Below are 19,834 nucleotides of genomic sequence, written 5' to 3'. Positions count from 1 at the left end.
ATATGTGGAATAAGAATCGACTTACTCAAATGTTAAGTATTGAATATCCAATTATACAAGCAGGTATGGCAGGAAGTACGACACCGAAATTAGTTGCATCAGTAAGTAACAGTGGTGGATTAGGCACAATAGGCGCAGGTTACTTTAATACGCAGCAATTAGAAGACGAAATAGATTATGTACGCCAATTAACGTCAAATTCTTTTGGTGTAAATGTCTTTGTACCAAGTCAACAATCATATACCAGTAGTCAAATTGAAAATATGAATGCATGGTTAAAACCTTATCGACGCGCATTACATTTAGAAGAGCCGGTTGTAAAAATTACCGAAGAACAACAATTTAAGTGTCATATTGATACGATAATTAAAAAGCAAGTGCCTGTATGTTGTTTTACTTTTGGAATTCCAAATGAATCTATTATAAAAAGATTGAAAGAAGCAAACATTAAGCTAATAGGTACAGCAACAAGTGTTGATGAAGCTATTGCGAATGAAAAAGCGGGTATGGATGCTATCGTTGCTCAAGGTAGTGAAGCAGGTGGACATCGTGGTTCATTTTTAAAACCTAAAAATCAATTACCTATGGTTGGAACAATATCTTTAGTGCCACAAATTGTAGATGTCGTTTCAATTCCGGTCATTGCCGCTGGTGGAATTATGGACGGTAGAGGAGTTTTGGCAAGTATTGTCTTAGGTGCAGAAGGGGTACAAATGGGCACCGCATTTTTAACATCACGAGATAGTAATGCATCAGAACTACTGCGAGACGCAATTATAAATAGTAAAGAAACAGATACAGTCGTTACAAAAGCGTTTAGTGGAAAGCTTGCACGCGGTATCAACAATAGGTTTATCGAAGAAATGTCCCAATACGAAGGCGACATCCCAGATTATCCAATACAAAATGAGCTAACAAGTAGCATAAGAAAAGCCGCAGCAAACATCGGCGACAAAGAGTTAACACATATGTGGAGTGGACAAAGCCCGCGACTAGCAACAACGCATCCTGCCAACACCATCATGTCCAATATAATCAATCAAATTAATCAAATCATGCAATATAAATAATCGACCGCAATCCACAAAAGCACAAGTACTCCCAAACATTATTTTAGTGCTTGCCATTGTGGATTGCGTTTCTATTTTACCAATCTAATCAAACGAAAACATCAAACTAAAGTTCGCTGAAATGATTATAATTAAACGAAAACATCAAACTAAAGTTCGCTGAAATGATTATAGTCAAACGAAATTATCGAGCTAAAGTTCACTGAAATGATTATAGTCAAACGAAATCATCAAACTAAAGTTCACTGAAATGATTATAGTCAAACGAAATCATCAAACTAAAGTTCGCTGAAATGATTATAATCAAACGAAATTATCGAGCTAAAGTTCACTGAAATGATTATAGTCAAACGAAATCATCAAGCTAAAGTTCACTGAAATGATTATAGTCAAACGAAAACATCAAGCTAAAGTTCGCTGAAATGATTATAGTCAAACGAAATTATCGAGCTAAAGTTCGCTGAAATGATAATGATTAAACGAAATCATCAAACTAAAGTTCGCTGAAATGATTATGATAAAAGTTATATGGTATGATGACATTGGTGATATATATGATAAACATCGGATTAACAGGTTGGGGTGATCACTATTCATTATATGAAGATTTAGAACGCCAAACCGATAAACTTAAAACATATGCTGGACATTTTCCGGTTGTCGAATTAGATGCGACATACTATGCGATACAACCGGAAAGAAATATATTGAAATGGATAAAAGAAACGCCTGATACATTTGAATTTGTGGTTAAAATTCATCAAGCACTCACATTGCATGCAGAGTACAAAACATTTGCAGATTCAAGGCAAGAACTATTTGATCAATTTAAGAATATGATAGAGCCCTTACATACACAGAAAAAATTAGCAATGGTATTGGTTCAATTTCCTCCATGGTTTGACTGCAATGCACAAAATATCAAATATATTTTGTATGTAAGACAACAATTACAAGCATTTCCAATGTGTGTAGAATTTAGGCATCAATCATGGTTTAGTGATGCATTTAAAGAACAAACATTGGCATTTTTAACAGAACATCAAATCATTCATGCAGTAGTTGATGAACCACAAGTGAAAGATGGCAGTGTACCTTTAGTCAATCGAATCACAAATGAAATTGCGTTTGTACGTTATCATGGACGTAATCATTACGGTTGGACTAAGAAAGATATGTCAGATCAAGAATGGCGAGATGTACGCTATTTATATGATTATAATGAGCAAGAATTAATAGACTTGGCACAAAAGGCACAAATATTAGCACAAAAAGCTAAGAAAGTTTACGTCATATTTAACAATAATTCTGGTGGTCATGCAGCAAATAATGCCAAAACATATCAGCGATTATTGAATATAGAATATGAAGGGTTAGCACCACAACAATTAAAATTATTTTAAGAGGCGACGACTATGTTATTAACAATTACATTATTAGTACTAATCGGTGGTTTGTCAGCAATCATCGGATCAATCGTTGGTATTGGGGGCGGTATTATTATCGTTCCAACAATGGTTTACCTCGGTGTTGAACATGGGTTATTACATAATATTACAACGCAAATAGCGATTGGGACATCGTCTGTCATTCTAATTGTGACAGGACTTTCTTCATCGCTTGGATATCTAAAAACAAAACAAGTTGATATTAAAAATGGCTCTATCTTTTTATTTGGATTATTACCAGGTTCATTGCTTGGGTCATTCATTAGTAGATATTTAACATTTGAGTCATTTAATTTATATTTTGGAATCTTTTTAATCTTTGTAGCTATTTTATTAATGGTAAGAAATAAGATTAAACCGTTTAAAATATTTGATAAACCAAAGTATGAAAAAACTTATGTAGACGCTAAAGGTAAAACATATCATTATAGTGTGCCACCATTGTTTGCTTTTATTACAACGTTTTTAATTGGTATATTGACAGGTTTATTTGGTATTGGAGGTGGCGCACTAATGACGCCACTAATGCTTATTGTATTTAGATTTCCACCTCATGTAGCTGTTGGAACAAGTATGATGATGATATTCTTTTCAAGTGTCATGAGTTCTATAGGGCACATTGCTCAAGGGCACGTAGCTTGGGGTTATGCAATCATTTTAATTATTTCTAGTTATTTTGGTGCGAAAATCGGTGTCAAAGTGAATCAATCAATTAAGTCAGATACGGTAGTAACATTATTGAGAACAGTAATGTTGTTAATGGGTATATATTTAATTATTCGTGCGTTGATTTAATACAACTTTAAAAGGAGGACGTCAATTTGAGGCTTACAATTTATCATACGAACGATATTCATAGTCATTTACATGAATACGAACGCATCAAAGCATATATGGCAGAACAACGGCCACGACTTAATCATCCTTCTTTATATGTTGATCTAGGTGATCATGTAGATTTATCCGCACCTATAACTGAAGCAACTTTAGGTAAAAAGAATGTGGCATTACTAAATGAAGCAAAATGTGATGTTGCGACAATCGGTAATAATGAAGGAATGACCATTTCACACGAAGCTTTAAATCACCTTTACGACGAAGCAAAATTTATAGTGACATGTAGCAATGTTATAGATGAATCAGGTCATTTACCAAATAATATCGTTTCTTCTTATATTAAGGATATAGACGGTGTGAAAATACTATTCGTTGCAGCGACAGCACCTTTTACCCCATTTTATCGTGCACTAGATTGGATTGTTACCGATCCACTTGAATCTATAAAAGAAGAAATTGAACATCAACGAGGTAAATTTGATGTATTAATCGTGCTAAGTCATTGTGGCATTTTCTTCGATGAAACATTATGCCAAGAATTGCCTGAAATTGATGTCATTTTTGGTAGTCATACGCATCATTATTTTGAACATGGTGAAATCAATAATGGTGTACTGATGGCGGCAGCTGGAAAGTATGGTAATTATCTTGGAGAGGTTAATTTAACTTTTGAGGCACATAAAGTAGTACATAAAACTGCAAAGATTATTCCTTTAGAAACATTACCTGAAGTTAAAACTTCATTTGAAGAAGAAGGAAAAACGTTAATGTCCAATCCAGTAATTCAACATCCAGTAGTGCTTAAACGTAGTATGAACCACATAACTGAAGCTGCATACTTATTAGCTCAAAGTGTTTGTGAGTATACACATGCACAATGTGCTATCATCAATGCTGGCTTACTCGTTAAAGATATTGTAAAAGATAAAGTGACAGAATATGACATTCATCAAATGTTACCGCATCCGATTAATATGGTAAGGTTTAGACTTTCTGGTGTGAAATTAAAAGAGATTATAGCTAAAAGTAATAAACAAGAATATATGTATGAACATGCACAAGGTTTGGGTTTCAGAGGGAATATATTTGGAGGATATATTCTTTATAATTTAGGGTACATTCATTCTACAGGGCGTTACTATCTGAATGGAGAAGAAATCGAAGACGATAAAGAATATGTACTAGGTACGATAGATATGTATACGTTCGGTCGTTATTTCCCAACATTGAAAGAATTACCAAAAGAGTATTTAATGCCAGAGTTTTTAAGAGATATATTTAAAGAAAAATTATTGGAATATTAAAAAGTAAGATTATTGGATTTTCATTTGTCATGAATTTCGATATAATGTTTAAAGATACACTTAACAGGAGGGTATGTGTTGTTATGGCGACAAAAAACGAGGAAATATTACGTAAACCGGATTGGTTGAAAATAAAATTAAATACCAACGAAAACTATACAGGACTTAAGAAGATGATGAGGGAAAAAAATCTTAATACTGTATGTGAAGAAGCTAAATGTCCTAATATACATGAATGTTGGGGTGCACGTCGTACAGCGACATTTATGATTTTAGGTGCCGTATGTACAAGAGCTTGTCGTTTTTGTGCGGTTAAGACAGGTTTACCTAATGAACTTGATTTAAATGAGCCTGAACGTGTAGCTGAATCAGTTGAATTAATGAACTTGAAACACGTTGTTATCACTGCTGTTGCGCGTGATGATTTAAGAGATGCTGGTTCAAATGTTTATGCTGAGACAGTACGTAAAGTTAGAGAAAGAAATCCATTTACAACGATTGAAATTTTACCATCAGATATGGGCGGGGACTATGATGCGTTAGAAACATTAATGGCTTCAAGACCTGACATTTTAAACCATAATATTGAAACTGTTCGTCGATTAACACCGAGAGTTCGTGCGCGTGCGACTTACGACAGAACATTAGAGTTTTTACGTCGTTCAAAAGAATTACAACCGGATATCCCAACTAAATCAAGTATTATGGTTGGATTAGGTGAAACTATAGAAGAAATTTATGAAACGATGGATGATTTACGTGCGAATGATGTAGATATTTTAACGATTGGTCAATATTTACAACCTTCACGTAAACATTTAAAGGTTCAAAAATATTACACGCCTTTAGAGTTTGGTAAATTAAGAAAAGTGGCAATGGATAAAGGGTTTAAACATTGCCAAGCTGGACCTTTAGTTCGTAGTTCTTATCATGCCGATGAGCAAGTAAATGAAGCTGCTAAAGAAAAGCAACGCCAAGGTGAGGCACAGTTAAATAGTTAATATTTAACCATTAAAAAGGCATAAAGGCTTAGTTTGTACAAAACGAACGTGTCATAGAAGTAATCATTATTTTTATGAAACACTAAAAGTATAAACTGAGCCTTTCATTGTCATAGATAGGTGAAGAATTTGATAAAAGTAGATCAACATTACTTTGAATTAATAGAAAATTATCGCGAATGTTTTAATGAAGAACAATTTATTGCTAGGTATTCAGATATTTTAGATAAATATGATTACATAGTTGGTGACTATGGTTACGATCAATTACGATTAAAAGGCTTTTACAAAGATTCTAATAAAAAAGCAGAGATGAGTAAACGTTTTTCAAATATTCAAGATTACATATTTGAATATTGTAACTTTGGTTGTCCTTACTTTGTATTAAGACATTTGTCTAAACAAGAGGTTAAAAAGTTAATCGAAGAAGTTCATCCGTCTGATGTGATAGATGACGACAATAAACTTCAAGATGTGAAGATTAAGCCAACCATTCAAGATACTGAACATTAATAAAACCCTTAGCTAGATTGAAAATGGGAATCATGCAATTCAAGCATGGACCTGTAATCTAGTTAGGGGTTTTTATCTTTAATGAATGACTTCATTTAAATACTCAGTAATTTCATCGCCTTCTTCAGCATTTACACCTAAAATATGAGCGATATAGCCTTCTTCTTTTAAATCATCAGTACCGATAATACCGAATTTATTTGTTTGCATATTAAGTACGAGTGTCTTACCATAATGTCTATTTGTATGGACTAACATTAAATCATATCGACCATGCTCGCCAACAAAACCAACAAACTGAACTTGACTCTCTTCGTTGTCATCATATAAATACATATCAATCATTTTGTAGTGACTCCTTTTAAAAGTAGTAAAGTTAGTATAACGACAAATGAAGTATACTGCAAAATTATGATAATATATAAGCGAGAGGTGACAAGGAATGTATTTTGTAGACAAAGATAAACTAACTCAGAAATTAGCCTATTTACAAGCATTAACTGATGATTATCATGAGAGTAAGCACAATCATTATGCATTTGAACGCATTGCTCAAATGTTGATAGAATCATCGGTAGATATAGGGAATATGATTATCGATGCATTTATTTTAAGGGATCCTGGTAATTATAAAGATGTGATTGATATATTAGAACTAGAAAATGTAATTACCAAAGAAACACAGCAGGCGATTAATAAAACTGTCGATATTCGTAAACAATTTACATATGATTACACAGCCTTAGATATTAAGGTTATCATGCCAATGTTTGATGACGCATTACCATATTACAAACAATTTATTACAGAAGTAACGACATTTTTACATCAAGAAAATGTACCAGTAACAGCTTTTGGTAAAGGAGAAAATCAATAATGAAACAGTATAAAGCGTATTTAATCGATTTAGATGGCACAATGTATATGGGAACAGATGAGATTGATGGAGCAAAACAATTCATCGATTATTTAAATGTAAAAGGCATTCCTCATTTATACGTAACTAATAATTCAACGAAAACACCTGAGCAAGTAACTGAAAAATTACGTGAAATGCATATTGATGCTAAACCAGAAGAGGTTGTAACGTCAGCGTTAGCCACTGCTGATTATATTTCAGAACAATCACCAGGAGCATCAGTATATATGTTAGGTGGTAGTGGTTTAAATACTGCGTTAACCGAAGCGGGACTTGTCATTAAAAATGACGAGCATGTTGATTATGTAGTTATTGGACTTGACGAACAAGTTACATATGAAAAGCTTGCGATTGCAACGTTAGGTGTAAGAAATGGAGCAACATTTATTTCTACAAATCCAGATGTGTCAATTCCAAAAGAGCGAGGATTTTTACCAGGGAATGGTGCTATTACAAGTGTTGTAAGTGTATCGACAGGTGTATCGCCACAATTTATTGGTAAACCAGAACTGATTATTATGGTTAAAGCATTAGAAATTTTAGGACTAGATAAATCCGAAGTTGCTATGGTAGGCGATTTGTACGATACCGATATTATGTCTGGTATTAACGTAGGTATGGATACGATTCATGTACAAACAGGTGTATCCACGTTAGAAGATGTGCAAAATAAAAATGTGCCACCAACGTATTCTTTTAAAGATTTAAATGAAGCAATAGCTGAATTAGAAAAATAGATATAGTCATTTTATAAAGTAGGTGAATTGATTTGGTAAAAATAGTTGTTTCGAGGAAAATTCCAGATAAATTTTATCAACAATTAAGTAAACTTGGTGACGTTGTTATGTGGCAAAAATCATTAGTGCCTATGCCTAAAGATCAATTTGTGACAGCACTTCGTGATGCAGATGCTTGTTTTATCACATTAAGTGAACAGATCGATGCAGAAATTTTAGCACAATCACCAAATTTAAAAGTAATTGCGAATATGGCTGTAGGATATGACAACATCGATGTTGAAAGTGCAACAGCGAACAACGTGGTTGTCACGAATACACCAAATGTACTTACTGAAACAACTGCAGAATTAGGATTTACATTAATGCTTGCTATAGCACGTCGTATTGTAGAAGCTGAAAAATATGTAGAAGCAGATGCATGGCAAAGCTGGGGTCCTTATTTATTGTCAGGTAAAGATGTCTTCAATTCAACTATTGGAATATATGGTATGGGAGATATTGGTAAAGCTTTTGCAAGAAGGTTGCAAGGGTTTAATACTAAAATTCTTTATCATAATCGATCAAGACATAAAGATGCAGAGGCAGACCTTAATGCAACATATGTTTCTTTTGAAACGTTGTTAGCAGAAAGTGATTTTATCATCTGTACAGCGCCACTTACAAAAGAAACACATCATAAATTTAATGCTGAAGCATTTGCACAAATGAAAAATGATGCAATTTTTATTAATATCGGTAGAGGGCAAATTGTAGATGAAACAGCATTAATCAATGCACTAGACAATAAAGAAATATTAGCATGTGGTTTAGATGTATTAGCAAATGAACCAATTGATCATACACATCCATTAATGGGACGTGATAATGTACTGATTACACCACATATTGGCAGCGCATCAGTAACGACACGGGACAATATGATTCAATTATGTATTAATAATATAGAAGCGGTTATGACAAATCAGGTAGCACTTACTCCAGTAAATTGAAAATAAGTATGGTTTTTAATCATTGGTAAAACGAGCAAAGCAATTGTTAAATATGCTATGCTTGACTTGCTAATGTATATATTTGCGCTGATGATAATTCAATAACATTATAAACTCGTCATATTAATGTGATGAGTTTATTTGATTTTGACGTATATAACAAAATTGTTATATAGACTGTAATTGTTTATTGTTTAAATAACCTTTAAAATGAATGATGTTCTCAACAAAGTGTATCATTTACAATAATTGAGTGATGACAACCAATTACTATGTTGAATCTATAAAATTAAAATTGAATTTCATTATGAATATCGATATAATGAATTGTAAAAAACAAATTTTAAAACGTATTTTATATTGAACGGTCTTTATAAAGGCGTTTTTACTAAGAACTTTAAGAGGTGCATTATGAAATCTAAAAGTAAACAGCCACCTAATAAATATGTTGAAGCATTCAAACCATATTTATTAACACTATTGTATTTGGCAATATTTATTACTTTATATTTAATTTATGGCAGTGGCGACACACACAATAACTTCATTTATAATGAGTTCTAATGAGGGAGACTTAATATGACAGATATTATTAACAAGCTGCAAGCGTTTGCGGATACAAATCCACAAAGCATTGCTGTTAGACACACAACTGATGAATTAACTTATCAACAGTTAATGGATGAGTCTAGTAAATTAGCACATCGATTACAAGGTAGTAAGAAACCGATGATTTTATTCGGTCACATGTCACCATATATGATTGTTGGGATGATTGGTGCCATTAAAGCAGGATGTGGATATGTACCTGTAGACACTTCAATTCCTGAAGACCGTATTAAAATGATTATTAACAAGGTTCAACCAGAGTTTGTATTTAATACGACTGATGAATCATTTGAAAGTTTAGAAGGCGAAGTATTTACAATAGAAGATATTAAAACATCTCAAGACCCAGTAATTTTTGATAGTCAGATTAAAGATAACGACACAGTATACACAATCTTTACATCTGGTTCTACTGGGGAACCTAAAGGTGTTCAAATTGAATATGCAAGTTTAGTTCAATTTACTGAGTGGATGTTAGAACTTAATAAATCAGGAAATGAACAACAATGGCTTAACCAAGCGCCATTTTCATTTGATTTATCTGTAATGGCTATTTATCCATGTTTAGCATCAGGCGGTACATTAAATCTTGTAGATAAAAACATGATTAATAAACCTAAATTATTAAATGAAATGCTAACAGCAACACCGATTAACATTTGGGTATCAACACCATCATTTATGGAAATGTGTTTATTATTACCAACGCTTAATGAAGAACAGTATGGTAGTCTTAACGAATTCTTCTTCTGTGGTGAAATTCTACCTCACAGAGCAGCAAAAGCGTTAGTAAGCCGTTTCCCAAGTGCGACGATTTACAACACATATGGTCCAACTGAAGCTACGGTAGCAGTTACAAGTATTCAAATTACACAAGAAATCTTAGATCAATATCCGACATTACCTGTTGGCGTTGAAAGACCAGGCGCAAGATTATCTACGACAGATGAAGGTGAACTTGTTATCGAAGGTCAAAGTGTAAGTTTAGGATACTTAAAAAATGACCAAAAAACAGCTGAAGTATTTAATTTCGATGACGGTATTCGTACTTATCACACTGGTGATAAAGCGAAGTTTGAAAATGGTCAATGGTTCATTCAAGGTCGTATTGATTTCCAAATCAAATTGAATGGCTACAGAATGGAATTAGAAGAAATTGAAACACAATTACGCCAGTCTGAGTTCGTAAAAGAAGCGATTGTTGTACCTGTATATAAAAATGATAAAGTTATTCATTTAATTGGTGCAATTGTGCCAACGACTGAAGCTACGGACAATGCAGAAATGACTAAAAATATTAAAAATGACTTGAAATCACGCTTACCAGAGTATATGATTCCTAGAAAGTTTGAATGGATGGAACAATTGCCATTAACTTCAAATGGTAAAATTGACAGAAAGAAAATTGCAGAGGTAATTAACGGATGATTCCATATGGTGATTTTACATTCTTCTTAATTGCTTTAATTGCATTATTACCAGTCATTATACTTGGATTTTTAGGTAAGCGAAGTTACATTTATAATGGCGTAGTTACAGCATTTATGATTGTGTTAATCTTTTCTTCTGATAAACATAATCTGTTTGACCAAAAGTATTTAAGTGTTCAATTAATTAGTTTTATTATTTACGTCGTATGGCAAGTTTTATTGATAATGTTTTATTATCATTCAAAACCAAAAAATAATTCATTTTCAAAATTTGTAACTGTAATGGTTTTATCAATATTGCCATTAGCACTTGTGAAAGTGTTACAAAGTACATGGTTAGGTGGACATCAGATTCACTTCCATGAAAGTAAATTAATTGAATTTGTTGGTTTCTTAGGAATTTCTTATGTTACATTCAAAAGTGTGCAGTTAATTATGGAAATTCGTGATGGTTCTATCAAAGAAATTAAAGTATGGAAATTAATTCAATTTATTTCATTCTTCCCAACGATTTCATCTGGACCAATCGATCGTTACAAACGTTTCGTTAAAGACGATAAAAAAGTACCAACAGGCAATGAATATCGTGAATTAGTATTAAAAGCAATTCACATGATTATGCTTGGTTTCTTGTATAAATATATTGTTGCTTACTTTATTAACACATATGCAATCATGCCGTTACAATTAGACTTACATGGCTTTGTCAATTTGTGGTTATATATGTACGCATACAGCTTATATTTATTCTTTGACTTTGCAGGTTATAGTTTATTTGCGATAGCATTTAGTTATTTATTCGGTATTAAAACACCACCAAACTTCGATAAACCTTTCAAAGCGAAAAATATTAAAGATTTCTGGAATAGATGGCATATGACATTATCATTCTGGTTCAGAGATTGTATTTACATGAGATCTTTATTCTACATGTCTCGTAAAAAATTATTGAAGAGTCAATTTGCAATGTCTAACGTGGCATTCTTAATCAACTTCTTCATAATGGGAATTTGGCATGGTATCGAAGTGTATTACATTGTTTATGGTTTATACCATGCAGCATTGTTTATAGGTTATGGCTATTATGAACGTTGGCGCAAGAAACATCCGCCACGTTGGCAAAATGGTTTCACAACAGCACTTAGCATTGTGATTACATTCCACTTTGTAACATTTGGCTTTTTAATCTTCTCAGGTAAACTTATATAATAAAGGAGAATTTAATTATGGAATTTAGAGAACAAGTATTAAATTTATTAGCAGAAGTAGCAGAAAATGATATTGTAAAAGAAAATCCAGACGTAGAAATTTTTGAAGAAGGTATTATTGATTCTTTCCAAACAGTTGGATTATTATTAGAGATTCAAAATAAACTTGATATCGAAGTATCTATTATGGACTTTGATAGAGATGAGTGGGCAACACCAAATAAAATCGTTGAAGCATTAGAAGAGTTACGATGAAATTAAAACCTTTTTTACCCATTTTAATTAGTGGAGCGGTATTCATTGTCTTTCTATTATTACCTGCTAGTTGGTTTACAGGATTAGTAAATGAAAAGACTGTAGAAGATAATAGAACTTCATTGACAGATCAAGTACTAAAAGGCACACTCATTCAAGATAAGTTATACGAATCAAACAAGTATTATCCTATATACGGCTCTAGTGAATTAGGTAAAGATGACCCATTTAATCCTGCAATTGCATTAAATAAGCATAACGCCAACAAAAAAGCATTCTTATTAGGTGCTGGTGGTTCTACAGACTTAATTAACGCAGTTGAACTTGCATCACAGTATGATAAATTAAAAGGTAAGAAATTAACATTTATTATTTCACCACAATGGTTTACAAACCATGGTTTAACGAATCAAAACTTTGATGCTCGTATGTCTCAAACTCAAATTAATCAAATGTTCCAGCAGAAAAACATGTCTACTGAATTAAAACGTCGTTATGCACAACGTTTATTACAGTTTCCACATGTACACAATAAAGAATACTTGAAATCTTATGCTAAAAACCCTAAAGAAACTAAAGATAGTTATATTTCTGGTTTTAAAGAGAATCAATTGATTAAAATAGAAGCGATTAAATCATTGTTTGCAATGGATAAATCTCCATTAGAACATGTTAAACCTGCTACAAAACCAGACGCTTCTTGGGATGAGATGAAACAAAAAGCAGTTGAAATTGGTAAAGCTGATACTACATCGAATAAATTTGGTATTAGAGATCAATACTGGAAATTAATTCAAGAAAGTAAGCGTAAAGTTAGACGTGACTACGAATTCAATGTTAATTCTCCAGAATTCCAAGATTTAGAATTACTTGTAAAAACAATGCGTGCTGCTGGTGCAGATGTTCAATATGTAAGTATTCCATCAAACGGTGTATGGTATGACCACATTGGCATCGATAAAGAACGTCGTCAAGCAGTCTATAAAAAAATCCATTCTACTGTTGTAGATAATGGTGGTAAAATTTACGATATGACTGATAAAGATTATGAAAAGTATGTTATCAGTGATGCCGTACACATCGGTTGGAAAGGTTGGGTTTATATGGATGAACAAATTGCGAAACATATGAAAGGTGAACCACAACCTGAAGTAGATAAACCTAAAAATTAAAATACAAATAGCACATAACTCAACGATTTTGATTGAGCGTATGTGCTATTTTTATATTTTAAATTTCATAGATTAGAATAGTAATATGCGCTTGGATATGTGGCAATAATAAAATAATTAATCAGATAAATAGTATATTATAACTTTCCCATCAGTCCAATTTGACAGCGAAAAAAGACAGGTAATAACTGATTATAAATAATTCAGTATTCCTGTCTTTGTTGTTATTCATAATATGTGCTGTTAACTTAATATCTTTATATTAGAATACTTGTTCTACTTCTATTACACCAGGCACTTCTTCGTGTAATGCACGCTCAATACCAGCTTTAAGAGTGATTGTAGAACTTGGGCATGTACCACATGCACCATGTAATTGTAATTTAACAATACCGTCTTCCACGTCAATCAATGAGCAGTCGCCACCATCACGTAATAAAAATGGGCGAAGACGTTCAATAACTTCTGCTACTTGATCAAACATCGTTGTATCTTCACTAGGCATCAGGCAAGTCTCCTTTCGAGAGATGAATTTGATAATCTTTATTAGTATATTATAATAGATAGTGTAATAAAAATCTATCAAACCAATGGGGGATAAATATATGGAGCACGTGAGTGTGGTAGTATATGGGGCAGATGTTATATGTGCAAGTTGCGTTAATGCGCCAACATCGAAAGATATTTATGACTGGCTACAGCCGCTATTAAAAAGAAAATACCCAAATATAACATTTAAATATACGTATATAGATATTACAAAAGATAATGACAACTTAACAGATCATGATTTACAATTTATTGAAAGAATAGAACAAGATGAACTATTTTATCCATTAATTACAATGAACGATGAATATGTAGCAGATGGTTATATACAAACAAAGCAAATCACTCGATTTATAGACCAAAAGCTTGTGAATGAATAATATACACATAATAAAAAGCAATGTCAGTAATAGTGTGAACTGACATTGCTTTTTAATTTTTAACCATTATGATATTTATATAACCAAAGTACGCCGGATTTTAAAATAGAAGCGAGTCGTCCAGTTACAGTGCGATCCATGATATATGCAAAACCTTGTTTATCTCCTAATGACCCAACGATACCTTGTACCTTTAGTTCGGGCATTTTGTCAGGTAATGGTTCATTTAGCCATTGCTTTTTAAGCACATCGGCAATTTGATCACCTTGAACTTCGGCTAACTGAGCACTTGGCGCATGTGGTAAATCAGCACAATCACCAACTACATAGACGTTACGATATGTTGGTACTTGATGATACTGGTTAACTATCACGCGTCCATTACTATTTATGTCAATCGGCAAGTTACGAACAACTTCAACAGGTTGAATTCCTGCTGTCCATACAACTAAATCAATATCTTTAGGTTCATCACAGTTATATATTTTACCAGGTTCAACTTTATTAATATTTGAATTTGGAACAACGGTAACATTATTTTTGGCGAACCATTTCGCAACATACTTACTTAATTTTTCTGGAAAATTTCTTAAAATTCGTGGCCCACGGTCATAAAGATATATTTCCAAGTCTGATCTACTTTCTCTTAATTCGCTGGCAAGTTCTATGCCGCTTAATCCAGCACCAACGATACCAACTTTAGCACCTTCTGGTAGTTCACTAATACTATGGAAAGTATCCCGAGCCTTTGAGAGTGTTTGAATACTATGTGTATATTCTTCGGCTCCTGGAACGTTATGATATTTATCTTCACATCCTAAACCAATGATTAGCTCATCATAATCAATTTTAGAATTACCGACTGAGACAATTTGAGCATCTAAATCTATGTCGTTAATTTCACCATAAACCGTATTCACTTGTGGATGATTAGGGAATTTCATGCGAACATCTTTATCTGATTTCGTGCCCGCAGCTAAAGCATAAAATTCTGGTTTCAATCCATGAAATGGCATACGATCAACTAATGTGACTGTATAATCTTGTGGTAAAGATGTAGTTAAAATGCGTGACATGATACGCATATTACCATATCCGCCGCCTAACAAAACTAAGTTTTTCATAATGAAGTACCCCTTTTATATGTTAATATTTACTTTAATTTTGAAAAGATCAAAGTGCATAGATATATTTGTTAATGAACAGTTATAAAATGCAAGTGTCTTTGATTCATCAATAACCCCTAAAAAAGTAAATATGTATTTATATGCTTATTATATATTTTTTTGAAAATGACTACAAATAAATATTTGTACTAACTAAGGCACTATTACATAACTGGGATAAGAAACATCAGTTGTTGCTAATTGAGCACATCATGTTAAAATACCAGTTTTAAAATGCTATAATATTGTAACAAATGAAATAAGAAGGTGAAGTATGAATCCGATCGTAGAATTTTGTCTCTCTAACATGGCAAAAGGTGGAGATTATGTTTTTAATCAACTGGAAAATGACCCAGATGTCGATGTGTTAGAGTATGGTTGCCTGACACATTGTGGTATATGTTCAGCCGGGTTGTATGCTTTAGTAAATGGTGATATTGTTGAAGGTGATTCGCCGGAAGAATTATTACAAAATATATATGCACATATAAAAGAAACTTGGATTTTTTAAGGAGGAGTTATCATGCCAACAGTTATATTAACAGAAGCAGCTGCCTACGAAGTAAAAGATATGCTTAAAGCAAATGAAATGCCAGATGGCTATTTAAAAATTAAAGTGAATGGTGGCGGGTGCACTGGTTTAACATACGGTATGGGTGCAGAAGAAGCGCCTGGTGAAAATGATGAAGTCTTAGAATACTTTGGATTAAAAGTTTTAGTAGACAAAAAAGATGCACCCGTATTAAATGGTACGACTATTGATTTTAAGCAATCATTAATGGGTGGCGGTTTCCAAATCGACAATCCTAATGCAATTGCATCATGTGGCTGTGGTAGTTCATTTAGAACTGCAAAAGTTGCAGGTAATCCTGAAAACTGCTAATTATTAAGGTTAACCCAATTTTTTGGATACAAATTGATATCAATTACGATTAGGGACATATTTGATTATGTCCTATTTTTGCGTAAAGATATTTTGTTTTATTAAAAAGTTTATTAAAAATTAAGAATCTGACTATTAATAGTATTTTAAATGATCGTGATAACGGATACATTTTTAATCGAAATCACGCTACGAAAAAATTAATTAATTTTTTCACAATCTGACTGAATCTTGCTTGAAAATATAACATAAAAGCTATAGAATTAGTATTGGATTAAAAATGTCTTTTTTGTGAACATCACAGGTTTTTACATAATTTAAAAGACTTAAATAACAAAATGATGATAAACTAGTATACATTGTGGTAAAAGTAGTAATGACCAGTTGTTACTAGTAATTATCAGCATTTGGTTAAAAAAATATGAAAGCTTAGGTGAAATTAAATGGCTCAAGATCGTAAAAAAGTACTTGTACTTGGTGCTGGTTATGCAGGTTTACAAACTGTAACTAAATTGCAAAAAGCGATATCAACAGAAGAAGCAGAAATTACGCTTATTAATAAAAATGAATATCACTATGAAGCAACATGGTTACATGAAGCATCAGCAGGTACACTAAACTATGAAGATGTATTATATCCTGTGGAAAGTGTCTTGAAGAAAGACAAAGTGAACTTTGTTCAAGCAGAAGTAACAAAAATTGACCGTGATGCTAAAAAGGTAGAAACAAATCAAGGTATTTATGACTTTGATATTTTAGTAGTAGCATTAGGTTTCGTTAGTGAAACATTCGGCATCGAAGGTATGAAAGATCATGCTTTCCAAATTGAAAATGTTATCACAGCACGTGAATTATCACGTCATATCGAAGACAAATTTGCTAACTATGCAGCATCAAAAGAAAAAGATGATAACGATTTATCTATCTTAGTTGGTGGTGCTGGATTCACTGGTGTTGAATTCTTAGGTGAATTAACAGACAGAATTCCTGAATTATGTAGCAAATATGGTGTGGATCAAAATAAAGTCAAAATCACTTGTGTTGAAGCAGCACCTAAAATGTTACCAATGTTCTCAGAAGAATTAGTTAACCACGCAGTTAGCTACTTAGAAGACCGCGGTGTTGAATTTAAAATTGCTACACCAATCGTTGCTTGTAACGAAAAAGGTTTCGTAGTTGAAGTAGATGGTGAAAAACAACAATTAAATGCAGGTACTTCAGTATGGGCAGCTGGTGTACGTGGTAGTAAATTAATGGAAGAATCATTTGAAGGCGTTAAACGTGGACGTATCGTTACAAAGCAAGATTTAACAATCAATGGTTACGACAACATTTTTGTTATTGGTGACTGTTCAGCGTTTATCCCAGCTGGAGAAGAACGTCCATTACCAACTACAGCACAAATTGCAATGCAACAAGGTGAAAGTGTTGCTAAAAACATTAAACGCATCTTAAACGGTGAATCAACTGAAGAATTCGAATACGTTGATCGTGGAACTGTTTGTTCTTTAGGTTCACATGACGGTGTAGGTATGGTATTTGGTAAACCTATCGCTGGTAAAAAAGCAGCATTCATGAAAAAAGTGATTGATACACGTGCGGTATTCAAAATCGGTGGTATCGGTTTAGCATTCAAAAAAGGTAAATTCTAGGCTTTAAATTAAGTTACAGCTAAACACATAAAATTAAATTATTCATTTATAAAGTCCTTCAGTGTCACTGAAGGGCTTTATTGTTGTACAATTTGAAGTGAGTAACATATCAAATCTAAGGAGGTACATTATGAATTTTAAATTAAATAACACACTAAGCAACGAAATAAATACATTGATTATTGGTATACCAGAACATTTAAATCAGTTAGAGCGCATTAGTTTTAATCATATCGATATTACAGAATCACTTGAAAGACTAAAACATCAACATATTATTGGTAGTAAAGTTGGGAAGATTTATACAACTGCATTTGATGTACAAGATCAAACATATCGTTTAATTACAGTTGGTTTAGGAAACTTAAAAACACGTAGTTATCAAGATATGTTGAAAATATGGGGACATCTTTTCCAATACATAAAGTCAGAACACATTGAAGATACGTATTTACTTATGGATTCATTTATTTCAAAATATGATCAGTTATCAGATGTATTAATGGCATGCGGCATTCAAAGTGAGCGTGCAACATATGAATTCGATCATTATAAATCAAGTAAGAAGGCACCGTTTAAGACGAATTTAAACCTTATTAGTGAATCATTAATTGAATTAGATTTCATTCATGAGGGTATCAGTATTGGCCAGTCCATTAATTTGGCAAGAGACTTTAGTAATATGCCACCGAATGTATTAACACCACAAACATTTGCAGAAGATATTGTTAATCATTTTAAAAATACAAAGGTCAAAGTAGAGGTTAAAGATTATGACACTTTAGTTTCTGAAGGATTCGGACTTTTACAAGCAGTAGGTAAAGGTAGTAAGCATAAACCGAGATTAGTAACCATCACATATAATGGCAAAGACAAAGATGAAGCACCAATTGCCTTAGTTGGTAAAGGTATAACATATGATTCTGGTGGTTATAGTATTAAAACGAAGAATGGCATGGCTACAATGAAGTTTGACATGTGTGGCGCTGCGAATGTCGTTGGTATCATTGAAGCGGCTAGTCGTTTACAACTGCCTGTAAATATTGTCGGAGTGCTTGCTTGTGCTGAAAATATGATAAATGAAGCGTCAATGAAGCCAGATGATGTATTTACAGCATTAAGTGGTGAAACTGTAGAAGTAATGAATACAGACGCTGAAGGTAGATTAGTCCTTGCAGATGCTGTGTATTATGCAAATCAATATCAGCCTAGTGTGATTATGGACTTTGCTACATTAACGGGTGCAGCAATTGTTGCACTAGGCGATGATAAAGCTGCTGCATTTGAATCGAATAGTAAAGTGATATTAAACGATATATTACAAATAAGTTCTAAAGTCGATGAAATGGTATATGAATTACCGATTACTGCAACCGAACGTGCAAGTATTAAACACAGTGATATCGCTGATTTAGTTAACCATACGAATGGACAAGGTAAAGCGCTATTTGCGGCAAGTTTTGTAACACATTTTAGTGGTCAAACACCTCACATTCATTTCGATATTGCAGGTCCAGCAACGACTAATAAAGCTTCATATAATGGTCCAAAAGGGCCAACAGGATTTATGATTCCGACGATAGTACAATGGTTAAAACAACAATAATTTAATTATTTGCCTGATACAACTTGTGTCTTGTTATACATTTCTAATTTAACTCTTGAAAGTATAAAGGATCGCATTGTATCAGGCATTTTCATTGTTGTAA

At 32.9% G+C, this 19,834-nt stretch carries 23 protein-coding genes and 1 pseudogene; 21 read left to right on the top strand and 3 right to left on the bottom strand.

The window, feature by feature from the left end; translation table 11 throughout:
- The first annotated feature begins 2 nt into the window (after nt 1-2).
- From ACXQH5_RS02470 to ACXQH5_RS02440, 7 genes and pseudogenes are all read left to right on the top strand, one after another.
- Nucleotides 3-1,070 (top strand): NAD(P)H-dependent flavin oxidoreductase, encoded by a 1,068-nt coding sequence (locus ACXQH5_RS02470; RefSeq protein ID WP_000267245.1) that lies wholly within the window; start codon nt 3-5, stop codon nt 1,068-1,070.
- A gap of 63 nt (nt 1,071-1,133) precedes the next feature.
- A pseudogene (locus ACXQH5_RS02465) lies at nt 1,134-1,233 on the top strand (hypothetical protein).
- 391 nt (nt 1,234-1,624) lie between these two features.
- Nucleotides 1,625-2,473 carry a DUF72 domain-containing protein gene (locus ACXQH5_RS02460; RefSeq protein WP_000608137.1) on the top strand — a complete coding sequence of 283 codons (849 nt, stop codon included), beginning with the start codon at nt 1,625-1,627 and terminating at the stop codon, nt 2,471-2,473.
- A 12-nt stretch (nt 2,474-2,485) separates the two neighbouring features.
- Nucleotides 2,486-3,313: a sulfite exporter TauE/SafE family protein gene (locus tag ACXQH5_RS02455; RefSeq protein WP_000927625.1), complete on the top strand. Its 828-nt coding sequence runs from the start codon at nt 2,486-2,488 to the stop codon at nt 3,311-3,313.
- A 26-nt stretch (nt 3,314-3,339) separates the two neighbouring features.
- On the top strand, nt 3,340-4,659 hold the full coding sequence (locus tag ACXQH5_RS02450; RefSeq protein WP_001241231.1) for a bifunctional metallophosphatase/5'-nucleotidase: 1,320 nt from the start codon (nt 3,340-3,342) through the stop codon (nt 4,657-4,659).
- An 83-nt stretch (nt 4,660-4,742) separates the two neighbouring features.
- Nucleotides 4,743-5,660, top strand: a complete 918-nt coding sequence (lipA, locus tag ACXQH5_RS02445) for a lipoyl synthase (protein ID WP_000201875.1) — start codon at nt 4,743-4,745, stop codon at nt 5,658-5,660.
- A 129-nt stretch (nt 5,661-5,789) separates the two neighbouring features.
- The gene (locus ACXQH5_RS02440) at nt 5,790-6,173 is read left to right on the top strand and encodes a YutD family protein (protein WP_000598444.1); all 384 of its coding nucleotides are present in this window, start codon (nt 5,790-5,792) and stop codon (nt 6,171-6,173) included.
- A gap of 78 nt (nt 6,174-6,251) precedes the next feature.
- Here ACXQH5_RS02440 and ACXQH5_RS02435 read toward each other — a convergent pair whose 3' ends face one another.
- Complete coding sequence (locus tag ACXQH5_RS02435) at nt 6,252-6,518, bottom strand: DUF3055 domain-containing protein (RefSeq protein ID WP_000566643.1); 267 nt, start codon at nt 6,516-6,518, stop codon at nt 6,252-6,254.
- A gap of 97 nt (nt 6,519-6,615) precedes the next feature.
- On the opposite strand from ACXQH5_RS02435, the gene ACXQH5_RS02430 reads away from it, so the two are divergent.
- The 9 genes from ACXQH5_RS02430 to dltD all read left to right on the top strand — a co-directional run bounded on the left by ACXQH5_RS02430 (nt 6,616) and on the right by dltD (nt 13,495).
- Nucleotides 6,616-7,050: a DUF86 domain-containing protein gene (locus tag ACXQH5_RS02430; protein ID WP_000273979.1), complete on the top strand. Its 435-nt coding sequence runs from the start codon at nt 6,616-6,618 to the stop codon at nt 7,048-7,050.
- Nucleotides 7,050-7,829 (top strand): TIGR01457 family HAD-type hydrolase, encoded by a 780-nt coding sequence (locus tag ACXQH5_RS02425; RefSeq protein WP_458066458.1) that lies wholly within the window; start codon nt 7,050-7,052, stop codon nt 7,827-7,829. Before ACXQH5_RS02430 ends, ACXQH5_RS02425 begins: the two co-directional genes overlap by 1 nt.
- A gap of 32 nt (nt 7,830-7,861) precedes the next feature.
- Nucleotides 7,862-8,821, top strand: coding sequence for a 2-hydroxyacid dehydrogenase (locus ACXQH5_RS02420; RefSeq protein WP_000239125.1), 960 nt, complete (start codon nt 7,862-7,864; stop codon nt 8,819-8,821).
- 253 nt (nt 8,822-9,074) lie between these two features.
- On the top strand, nt 9,075-9,185 hold the full coding sequence (locus ACXQH5_RS02415; RefSeq protein ID WP_001790652.1) for a hypothetical protein: 111 nt from the start codon (nt 9,075-9,077) through the stop codon (nt 9,183-9,185).
- Between the two features lie 47 nt (nt 9,186-9,232).
- Nucleotides 9,233-9,385 carry a teichoic acid D-Ala incorporation-associated protein DltX gene (locus ACXQH5_RS02410; RefSeq protein WP_000837752.1) on the top strand — a complete coding sequence of 51 codons (153 nt, stop codon included), beginning with the start codon at nt 9,233-9,235 and terminating at the stop codon, nt 9,383-9,385.
- A gap of 15 nt (nt 9,386-9,400) precedes the next feature.
- Nucleotides 9,401-10,858, top strand: a complete 1,458-nt coding sequence (dltA, locus tag ACXQH5_RS02405) for a D-alanine--poly(phosphoribitol) ligase subunit DltA (RefSeq protein WP_000129662.1) — start codon at nt 9,401-9,403, stop codon at nt 10,856-10,858.
- A complete protein-coding gene (dltB, locus tag ACXQH5_RS02400; RefSeq protein ID WP_000613541.1) occupies nt 10,855-12,069 on the top strand; it encodes a PG:teichoic acid D-alanyltransferase DltB in 1,215 nt (404 codons plus the stop codon). The genes dltA and dltB overlap by 4 nt, the downstream gene beginning before the upstream one ends.
- Nucleotides 12,070-12,086: 17 nt before the next feature.
- The gene (gene dltC / locus ACXQH5_RS02395) at nt 12,087-12,323 is read left to right on the top strand and encodes a D-alanine--poly(phosphoribitol) ligase subunit 2 (RefSeq protein WP_000395692.1); all 237 of its coding nucleotides are present in this window, start codon (nt 12,087-12,089) and stop codon (nt 12,321-12,323) included.
- Nucleotides 12,320-13,495 (top strand): D-alanyl-lipoteichoic acid biosynthesis protein DltD, encoded by a 1,176-nt coding sequence (gene dltD / locus ACXQH5_RS02390; protein WP_000769416.1) that lies wholly within the window; start codon nt 12,320-12,322, stop codon nt 13,493-13,495. Before dltC ends, dltD begins: the two co-directional genes overlap by 4 nt.
- 262 nt (nt 13,496-13,757) lie before the next feature.
- Here the strand turns inward: dltD and ACXQH5_RS02385 are convergent, their stop codons facing one another.
- Nucleotides 13,758-14,000, bottom strand: coding sequence for a NifU family protein (locus tag ACXQH5_RS02385; RefSeq protein ID WP_001138790.1), 243 nt, complete (start codon nt 13,998-14,000; stop codon nt 13,758-13,760).
- Nucleotides 14,001-14,100: 100 nt separating this feature from the next.
- On the opposite strand from ACXQH5_RS02385, the gene ACXQH5_RS02380 reads away from it, so the two are divergent.
- Nucleotides 14,101-14,424 (top strand): YuzD family protein, encoded by a 324-nt coding sequence (locus ACXQH5_RS02380; RefSeq protein WP_000401417.1) that lies wholly within the window; start codon nt 14,101-14,103, stop codon nt 14,422-14,424.
- A 59-nt stretch (nt 14,425-14,483) separates the two neighbouring features.
- Here ACXQH5_RS02380 and ACXQH5_RS02375 read toward each other — a convergent pair whose 3' ends face one another.
- Complete coding sequence (locus ACXQH5_RS02375) at nt 14,484-15,548, bottom strand: NAD(P)/FAD-dependent oxidoreductase (RefSeq protein WP_000794020.1); 1,065 nt, start codon at nt 15,546-15,548, stop codon at nt 14,484-14,486.
- A 316-nt stretch (nt 15,549-15,864) separates the two neighbouring features.
- Here ACXQH5_RS02375 and ACXQH5_RS02370 point away from each other — a divergent pair, with 316 nt between their 5' ends.
- The 4 genes from ACXQH5_RS02370 to ACXQH5_RS02355 all read left to right on the top strand — a co-directional run bounded on the left by ACXQH5_RS02370 (nt 15,865) and on the right by ACXQH5_RS02355 (nt 19,731).
- Entirely contained in the window at nt 15,865-16,101 is a 237-nt protein-coding gene (locus ACXQH5_RS02370; RefSeq protein WP_001068337.1) for a YuzB family protein, read from the top strand.
- A 12-nt stretch (nt 16,102-16,113) separates the two neighbouring features.
- A complete protein-coding gene (locus ACXQH5_RS02365) occupies nt 16,114-16,473 on the top strand; it encodes a HesB/IscA family protein (protein ID WP_001143497.1) in 360 nt (119 codons plus the stop codon).
- Nucleotides 16,474-16,916: 443 nt separating this feature from the next.
- Nucleotides 16,917-18,125, top strand: coding sequence for an NAD(P)/FAD-dependent oxidoreductase (locus ACXQH5_RS02360; protein WP_000046076.1), 1,209 nt, complete (start codon nt 16,917-16,919; stop codon nt 18,123-18,125).
- A gap of 130 nt (nt 18,126-18,255) precedes the next feature.
- Complete coding sequence (locus ACXQH5_RS02355) at nt 18,256-19,731, top strand: M17 family metallopeptidase (RefSeq protein ID WP_001009700.1); 1,476 nt, start codon at nt 18,256-18,258, stop codon at nt 19,729-19,731.
- Nucleotides 19,732-19,834 lie beyond the last annotated feature (103 nt).

The sequence above is a fragment of the Staphylococcus sp. SA22 genome, from assembly GCF_054165785.1.
The sequence above is the reverse complement of the archived record's forward strand: the minus strand, read 5'-3'. Positions and strand labels throughout refer to the sequence as shown.